This window comes from Halothiobacillus sp. (assembly GCF_028710545.1).
GTDB lineage: Bacteria > Pseudomonadota > Gammaproteobacteria > Halothiobacillales > Halothiobacillaceae > Halothiobacillus.
In genome coordinates this window covers 1-7,629 of record NZ_JAQTTX010000077.1, presented here as the reverse complement: position 1 = coordinate 7,629, position 7,629 = coordinate 1, and the positions used below count along the sequence as shown (strand labels likewise).

Below are 7,629 nucleotides of genomic sequence, written 5' to 3'. Positions count from 1 at the left end.
GGATGATACCCGAAGTGGAGATCGTCACCCGTCGCCGCGACAGGCCATAGGCGTTGTCGTCGAGCATGATCGTGGCCGCATCAACCACCGATTCGAAGTTGAGCAGGGGCTCGCCCATGCCCATGAATACGACATTACTGATGGCGCGATTGTGGTTGACCGCCCGGTCGATCATTCGTTCCGCGAGCCAGAGCTGACCGACGATTTCAGCCGTAGTGAGGTTTCGGTTGAACCCTTGTCGGCCCGTGGAGCAGAACGTGCAGGCCAGCGAACAGCCGACCTGTGAGGAAATGCATAAGGTGGCGCGGTCGTCTTCCGGGATGTACACCATCTCGACTGAGCCGCCGCCATCCAATTCAAGCAAAAATTTGCGTGTGCCATCGCCCGATTGTTGATCCAGGCGAATGGCCGGTGCGCGGATGCAGGCCAGATCCTTGAGCTTGTCGCGCAGGCTCTTGGCCAGATCCGTCATATCGTCAAAGCTGTCTACCCGCCGCTGGTGTACCCATTTGAGGAGCTGGGTGGCGCGAAAGGGCTTTTCGCCCAGTTCGACGAACCAGTCCTTCAATTGCTGAGGCGTGAGCCCAAGCAGATTGATTTTGTTACTTCGTTCCGGCTTGGTCGCGGTAGCGTTCAAATCGGTCGCGGAGGGTATATGAGGCACGGGCAGACCTTGCGCTTTGCGATTAACGACGAGCGGTGACTTCTTCGGGCTTGAAGAAGTAATCGATTTCAATCGCGGCGTTCTCGGCGCTGTCTGAGCCATGAACGGCATTGGCATCGATGGAATCGGCGAAATCGGCACGAATCGTACCGGGGGGCGCTTTCTTCGGATCGGTCGCGCCCATCAGGTCGCGGTTCCTGGCAATGGCGTTCTCGCCTTCGAGAACCTGTACGAATACCGGGCCGGAAATCATGAAGCTGACCAGTTCGCCGAAGAAGGGACGCTCACGGTGAACCGCGTAGAAGCCTTCTGCCTGCTCGCGGGAAAGTTGCATCATGCGCGCGGCTACAACAGCCAGGCCAGCGTCTTCGAAACGGCTGATGATTTTGCCGATCACATTTTTAGCGACGGCATCGGGTTTGATAATCGACAGGGTGCGTTCTACGGCCACAAGGTTTCTCCTGGGGAAAGTTACAAGTTAAATGGAAAAAATGACAGAAAATCAAGGAGGCAAGAGTTTACCGCCAAGCGCGGCAACAATCCATGACCGGGCCAGTGCCCGGTCAAAATAAAAGGCAACGGTGCGGGTTTAACCCTTGTGTCGCAGGCCAGCGCCGCGAAGGTGCCCGGCCCCATCGCGTTCGCGCGATTCATGCAGTGCACGGTCCTGCTGCATGGCGACGCCGATCAGATCTGGGTTGTTTAGAAGGTCGGCGAGATGGATGCCGGTCAAAAAGTCGCGAATCTGTTCCGACAGACCCATCCATAAATCGTGCGCCAGGCATTTGTGGCCATTCTGGCAATCGCCACGGCCCCCGCAACGGGTGACATCCACATCTTCATCCACTGCGATGACGATTTCTGCCACATTGATTTCGGTTGAAGGACGCGTGAGCTGATAGCCGCCGCCCGGGCCGCGTACGCTTTTGACCAGCCCGGCCCGGCGTAATTGCGCGAACAGTTGCTCAAGGTACGAGAGAGAGAGCTCCTGGCGGTCCGCGATATCGGCCAGTGCTGTGGGGTCGCCGTGATCGTGCAGTGCCAGATCGAGCATCGCGGTTACTGCGTAGCGGCCTTTGGTGGTCAGTCTCATGTTTTTGTCCTATGTGTTGCGCTCAGGCTTCATACTTGGATTTTATGCCAAGGTTTATGCTCGAGTTCTGCGCTCGAGTCTTGCGGTCCGTCTGCCCAAGATCGCAAGGATTGGTAAGTTCGGCAATTCCCCTGATTAATTCTTGGTTAAGTTGTCCGCGAACACAAGCACCAAATATCGCACATTGCGGTTGCCGATGATCTCTATCGATGGGGCGCGGTTGGCTTTCAGGGCACTTATTTCGGCTTTTGTGGGAGCGGATCTTCATCCGTGGCGGGCGGGCAACCGATCGCTCCGGTTCCTTCCGTCAGATGGCATCCAGCCAGACTAGGTAAGGGAGGCTCTTCAGCGGTTGCGGTGCCATCTGTTTGTATGCCGACATGTATTTGTAATTCGCGAATACGACCGGCAAGAAGATTGGCGCGTTCGTCCGCGGCTTGCACATGACTGAGCAGGCGATCGATCACTTCAGCCACGGGATCGGGCATATCCTGCGCCACGCCATAGGCATCGAAACCCAGGCGTTCGGCGATGCGGGCTTGTCGTTCGGTAATCTGCGGTCGTTGGCCCACGATGCGGGCGGGAATGCCGACCAGGGTGGCGCCGGCCGGTGCGTCTTTCAGCAAGACGGCGTTGCTGCCGACGCGGACGCCATCACCCAGCGTGATGGGCCCGAGCACTTTGGCGCCCGCCCCGACGACCACGCCGTTGCCGAGGGTCGGGTGGCGTTTGCCGGCTTCCCATTGCGTGCCGCCCAAGGTGACGCCGTGGTAGAGGGTGCAGTCGTCGCCGATTTCAGCCGTTTCGCCGATGACGACACCCATGCCGTGATCGATGAAAAACCGCCGGCCTATCTTGGCCGCGGGGTGGATTTCAATGCCGGTCAGCCAGCGCGCGATATTGGCGACAATCCGCGCCAACAGGCGAAGTCGCCAGTTCCAGAGCCGATGCGCCAATCGGTGCCACCAGATCGCGTGGATACCGGGGTAGCAGAGCGCGATTTCCCAGCGGCTGCGCGCGGCCGGGTCGCGTTCGAATACGCTGTCGATGTCCTCGCGAAAACGCTGCCAAAGTGTCATGTGTTCGCTCCTGATTGGGGTGTCGTCGATTCCGTCAGGGCGCGCAGCATGCCCTGCATCACGGCAAGTTCGTTTCGGGTCGGGTTTGCCCGGCGGCACAGCACGCGCAGGCGGCCCATGAGTCGCTCCCGGTTGGCGGCAATATCCTTTGCGGCGCTGCCGGTGCGATGAAAGAACGATGTACGGTCGAGCTGTTCGGTCAATCGTTGCTCGAATGCGGCCCATTGTGCCGAGGTGGCCGGGTCGGTATTTTCGATTTCGGGCTGGGGCGAACTTCTGGCTGTTTCATGCGCCATGCGCCACTCGTAGGCGACGATTTGAACGGCTTGCCCGAGGTTCAATACAGGGTAGTCCGGGTTGGCGGGTATTTCTATGATCCGTTGCGCCCATGAGAGCTCCTGATTGGTCAGCCCCGTGCGCTCCGCCCCGAAGACGATACTGATCATCCCGGTCGATGTGGTGGCGGCGATGACTTCGGCGGCGGCGCGGGCCGATAAGACGGGCAGGTGCAGATCGCGCGGGCGGGCTGTTGTGGCCCAGACTTCCACCGAATCGGCGAGTGCGGCGGGCAGGTTGTCCACTTGTCTTGCCGTGTTCAGGATGTCTGCGGCGTGTTTTGCCGTGGCCAGCGCCTGATCATCGATGGTCGCTTTGGGGGAAACCAGAACCAGCCGGTGCAAGCCCATGTTCTTCATGGCGCGGGCGACGGCGCCGAGGTTGCCCGTATGTGAAGTGCCGCACAAGACGATTTGAATGCGGTCGGCGCGCGCGTCTGGTGATGAGGCGTGGTGGATAGCGGACGATGACGTCATAGGTCGATAATTTTTCCGAAGTGTGTCCCTTTTCACGGGTATAATGCGCAGTTCTGAATTTTCTGCTGCCGCTTGGGCTGCTCACTTTGACCGAACTGACTGAACATTATGCCCCATCCTATGCTGACTATGGCGGTGCGTGCCGCTCGTGCTGCCGGAACCGTGATTTCCCGCGCTACCGATCATGTTGCCGATCTCACTATCGAGAGCAAGCAACGCAACGATTTTGTGAGTGAGGTCGATCGTCAGGCGGAACACGCGATTATCGACATCCTCAAACGCGCTTATCCCGACCACCAGTTTCTCGGCGAGGAATCGGGCGATTCCGGTCAGGCCGACAGTGCCTATCGCTGGATCATTGATCCGCTGGATGGCACGACCAACTTCCTGCACGGCCTGCCGCATTATTCCGTTTCGATCGCCCTGGAATACCAGGGGCGTATCGAGTTGGGGGTGATTTATAACCCCAGCAATCTGGAGCTGTACACGGCCGAGCGCGGTGGCGGTGCGTTTTTGAACAATCGACGTATTCGGGTGGCAGGGCTGCGCAATCTCGAAGGGGCGTTGTTGGGTACGGGGTTCCCCTTCCGTCCCGAACAGGATCTGGAAACTTATCTTAAAACCTTCCGCGCGCTGCATGGCCCATTGGCCGGGATTCGCCGCGCGGGTTCGGCCGCGCTTGATTTGGCCTATGTCGCCGCGGGGCGCCTGGATGGCTATTGGGAGTTCGATCTGCGCCCCTGGGATATTGCCGCAGGCGTGTTGATGGTGCGCGAGGCCGGTGGTGTGGTGGTGGATTTTTCCGGCAAGGAAGAATTCATGACCAATGGCAATCTGATTGCAGCCAACCCGAAGATCACCCACGCCATGCTCAAGGCGATTTCTCAAAGTCTGCTCTGATAGGGGTCAACGCTGTCCACCGTGACTCGTGGTCAGCATGAAAAAAGCCAGGCAAATGCCTGGCTTTTTTGTTGGTTCGGTGAAAGCTCAGGGTGCGGTATCGACCAGCTTTTCCTTGTCGGTCAATTTCAGGAGATCCTTGCGCTTTAAGCCCAAATCCAGCGACAGGCTGGAGGCGACATAGATCGAGGAGAAGGTGCCAAGCACGATGCCGACCAGCAACGTTTCCGCAAAGCCGCGCAGGGCCTCGCCACCGAAGATATACAGCGATAGTACGGATAAAAAGGTCGTCGTGGCCGTAATCACGGTACGGGACATGGTCTGGTTGACCGAGGCGTTCATGATTTCGATTTCGGTTCCTTTGCGAATTTTGCGGAAATTTTCCCGCATCCGGTCGAACACCACGATCATGTCGTTGATCGAGTAACCGGCGAGCGCCAGATAGGCGGCCAGTACGGTGAGATTGAACTCGATGCCGGTGACGCTGATAAAGCCAAACACCATGATCAAATCGTGGCTCAAGGTCAGCACTGCACCGGTCGCCATTTTGAGCTGATAGCGCAGGCTCACGAAAATCAGCAGGCCGCTTAGCACCACGATCATGGCCAGACCGCCGGAGTTGAAGAGCTCCTTGCCCACAGCCGGGCCGACAAATTCAACCCGGCGCATGGTCGCACCCGCATCCTGTTTCTTGAGTACAGACAACACATGATCGGCGAGTTGATTCTGGTTCTGCCCCTTGGCGGGCGGTAGGCGAATCATCACCGTTTCACTGGAGCCGAAATATTGCACCACGGCTTCCTTGAAGTCATTTTTCTTCAAATCGGCACGGATGGCATCCAGGTCAGCCGCTTTTGAATAGCCGACTTCGAGCACAACCCCGCCGGTGAAATCCAGCCCCAGATTGATGCCCCGCGTCGATAGCGACACGATGGAAGCGATCAGCAACAGGGCAGAGATGATGTAGGCGTATTTGCGCTTGCCGAAAAAATCGAACTTGGCGTTGTAGGGGAATAGGTTAAACATCACTGTTCTCGTATTTTGAGGCCATTAAATGGATATCTTGGTCAGGCGTACGCGGCGACCGTAAATCAGATTCACCAGCGCGCGCGTCACCATGATCGCGGTAAAGAGCGAGGCCAGAATCCCGATGGTCAGCGTGACGGCAAACCCTTTCACCGCGCCCGCACCCAGGGCAAACAGCACGATGGCGGCAAGCAGGGTAGTAACGTGCGAATCGATAATGGTGGCGAAGGCGCGCTCATATCCCGCCTTGATGGCGGCATGGGGCGTCAGGCCGTTGCGCAGTTCTTCGCGGATACGCTCGTTGATCAGCACGTTGGCATCCACCGCGATACCCAGCGTCAGTACCATCCCCGCAATACCGGGCAAGGTCAGCGTGGCCTGCAACAGCGAGAGCACAGCGACGATCAGGATCAGGTTGACTGCAAGTGCGACCACCGCAGTCACGCCGAAAACACGGTAGTAAATCAGCATGAATGCAGCGACCAGTGCGAAGCCTAAAATCGACGCATTGACGCCCGACTGGATGTTCTGCGCACCCAGGCTCGGGCCGACGGTGCGCTCTTCCACGATGTCCATCGGCGCACGCAGCGCACCGGCACGCAGCAGCAGTGCGAGATCACGTGCCTCTTCCGGCGAGTCGAGGCCGGTAATCTGGAAGCGATTGGCGAGCTGGTCCTGAATGGTGGCGACGTTGATGACCTGCTGAATGACTTTTTTGTCTTTGACAGGCTTGCCATCAACCATCTTGGTTTCGGTGCGATGCTCGATGAACACCACGCCCATCTGCTTGCCGATGTTCTGACCGGTGATGTCGGCCATGCGCCGCGCGCCTTGGCCATCCAGATTCACGAATACGGCAGGTGAGCCTGAGCGCTGGTCAAAGCCGGACGAGGCGCCGGTGATGCGGTCGCCGGTCACGATGACCTGACGCTTGAGCAGAATCGGGCGGCCATCCTTTTCGTGGTACAACCGGGCATCCGGTGGCACGCGACCACTCTGCTCGGCATCGACCCAGTCGGTGGGTGTGCCGGAAACAAGCCGGAATTCCAGCGTGGCGGTGGCACCGATGATTTCCTTGGCGCGAACCGTATCCTGAATGCCGGGCAACTCGACCACGATCCGGTCATCGCCCTGTTGCTGGATGAGCGGTTCGGCTACACCCAGTTCGTTGACGCGGTTGCGCAAGGTGGTGATGTTCTGATCCACGGCAGCTTTGCGCTCAGCGGTTGCGCCAGCGTCGGTGAATTTCGCCGTCAGATAAGGTTCACCGTTACGTTCTTCGGTGTTGAACTTTAATTCAGGGTAGTTGCCAGCCATGGATTTGAGTGCGGCATCGCGTGCCGCGGCATCCGGGAATCGCAGGGCGATTTCATTGCCGTTTTCCACATCGGCGGCCACATAGCGGATATTGGCTTTGCGTAAATCACCGCGCATACCGTCAACACGACGCTCCAGTGCGGTCTTGATGGCGGCCTGCATGTCAATCTGCATCAAAAAGTGCACACCGCCGCGCAAATCGAGCCCCAGGTACATCGGCTTGGCACCCATGTCCTGCATCCAGCGCGGTGCCGCAGGCGCCAGATTGAGCGCGACCGGATAATCCTCGCCCAATGCTTCGCGCACGACATTGACCGCCTTGAGCTGCGCGTCCGTGGAACTGAACTGGATCAAGCCGTCCTTGTCTTCGAGGCGGGCGCTTTTGACAGGAATATTGGCGGCCTTGAGCGCGGCCACTGCCTTATCTACAGCGGCCTGATCCATGACGGCATTGCGCTTGGAGATTTGCAGTGCCGGATTCTCACCGTATAGATTGGGTAATGCGAAGAAAATGCCCAGTAAAAGCACCAGGATAATCAGCAGGTTTTTCCACCACGGATAACGATTCATCGTGAACGCCTGTATTGAATCAGCCCCGACGGGGCTCGAACAAGGGCCCATCCTTCATGAATGAACCCGGAAAATAAGCCCTGGGGAAGTCCAGGGAAAATGCCCGATAACGAGTCCGTAAAACTATTCACGGATCTTGGCATGCGCACGCAGTATGGGCGCCACCAC

General features: G+C 58.3%; 8 protein-coding genes. 1 reads left to right on the top strand and 7 read right to left on the bottom strand.

Annotated features, from left to right (window positions below; all coding sequences use genetic code 11):
* The 5 genes from rlmN to PHD44_RS11795 form a co-directional block, all read right to left on the bottom strand.
* The coding region (gene rlmN, locus PHD44_RS11815) for a 23S rRNA (adenine(2503)-C(2))-methyltransferase RlmN (protein ID WP_300191987.1) at positions 1–664 on the bottom strand (664 nt) is incomplete at its 3' end.
* A gap of 22 nt (positions 665–686) precedes the next feature.
* Entirely contained in the window at positions 687–1,115 is a 429-nt protein-coding gene (ndk, locus tag PHD44_RS11810; RefSeq protein ID WP_300191985.1) for a nucleoside-diphosphate kinase, read from the bottom strand.
* A 138-nt stretch (positions 1,116–1,253) separates the two neighbouring features.
* The gene (locus tag PHD44_RS11805) at positions 1,254–1,757 is read right to left on the bottom strand and encodes an Rrf2 family transcriptional regulator (RefSeq protein WP_300191983.1); all 504 of its coding nucleotides are present in this window, start codon (positions 1,755–1,757) and stop codon (positions 1,254–1,256) included.
* A 236-nt stretch (positions 1,758–1,993) separates the two neighbouring features.
* The gene (gene cysE, locus PHD44_RS11800) at positions 1,994–2,836 is read right to left on the bottom strand and encodes a serine O-acetyltransferase (protein ID WP_300191982.1); all 843 of its coding nucleotides are present in this window, start codon (positions 2,834–2,836) and stop codon (positions 1,994–1,996) included.
* Positions 2,833–3,648: an RNA methyltransferase gene (locus tag PHD44_RS11795; RefSeq protein ID WP_300191980.1), complete on the bottom strand. Its 816-nt coding sequence runs from the start codon at positions 3,646–3,648 to the stop codon at positions 2,833–2,835. Before PHD44_RS11795 ends, cysE begins: the two co-directional genes overlap by 4 nt.
* Positions 3,649–3,756: 108 nt before the next feature.
* On the opposite strand from PHD44_RS11795, the gene PHD44_RS11790 reads away from it, so the two are divergent.
* Complete coding sequence (locus PHD44_RS11790) at positions 3,757–4,548, top strand: inositol monophosphatase family protein (RefSeq protein ID WP_300191978.1); 792 nt, start codon at positions 3,757–3,759, stop codon at positions 4,546–4,548.
* Positions 4,549–4,635: 87 nt separating this feature from the next.
* Here the strand turns inward: PHD44_RS11790 and secF are convergent, their stop codons facing one another.
* Together secF and secD are read right to left on the bottom strand one after the other, a co-directional pair.
* Positions 4,636–5,574, bottom strand: a complete 939-nt coding sequence (secF, locus tag PHD44_RS11785; RefSeq protein WP_300191976.1) for a protein translocase subunit SecF — start codon at positions 5,572–5,574, stop codon at positions 4,636–4,638.
* Between the two features lie 24 nt (positions 5,575–5,598).
* Positions 5,599–7,461 (bottom strand): protein translocase subunit SecD, encoded by a 1,863-nt coding sequence (gene secD / locus PHD44_RS11780; protein ID WP_300191974.1) that lies wholly within the window; start codon positions 7,459–7,461, stop codon positions 5,599–5,601.
* Between the last annotated feature and the right edge of the window lie 168 nt (positions 7,462–7,629).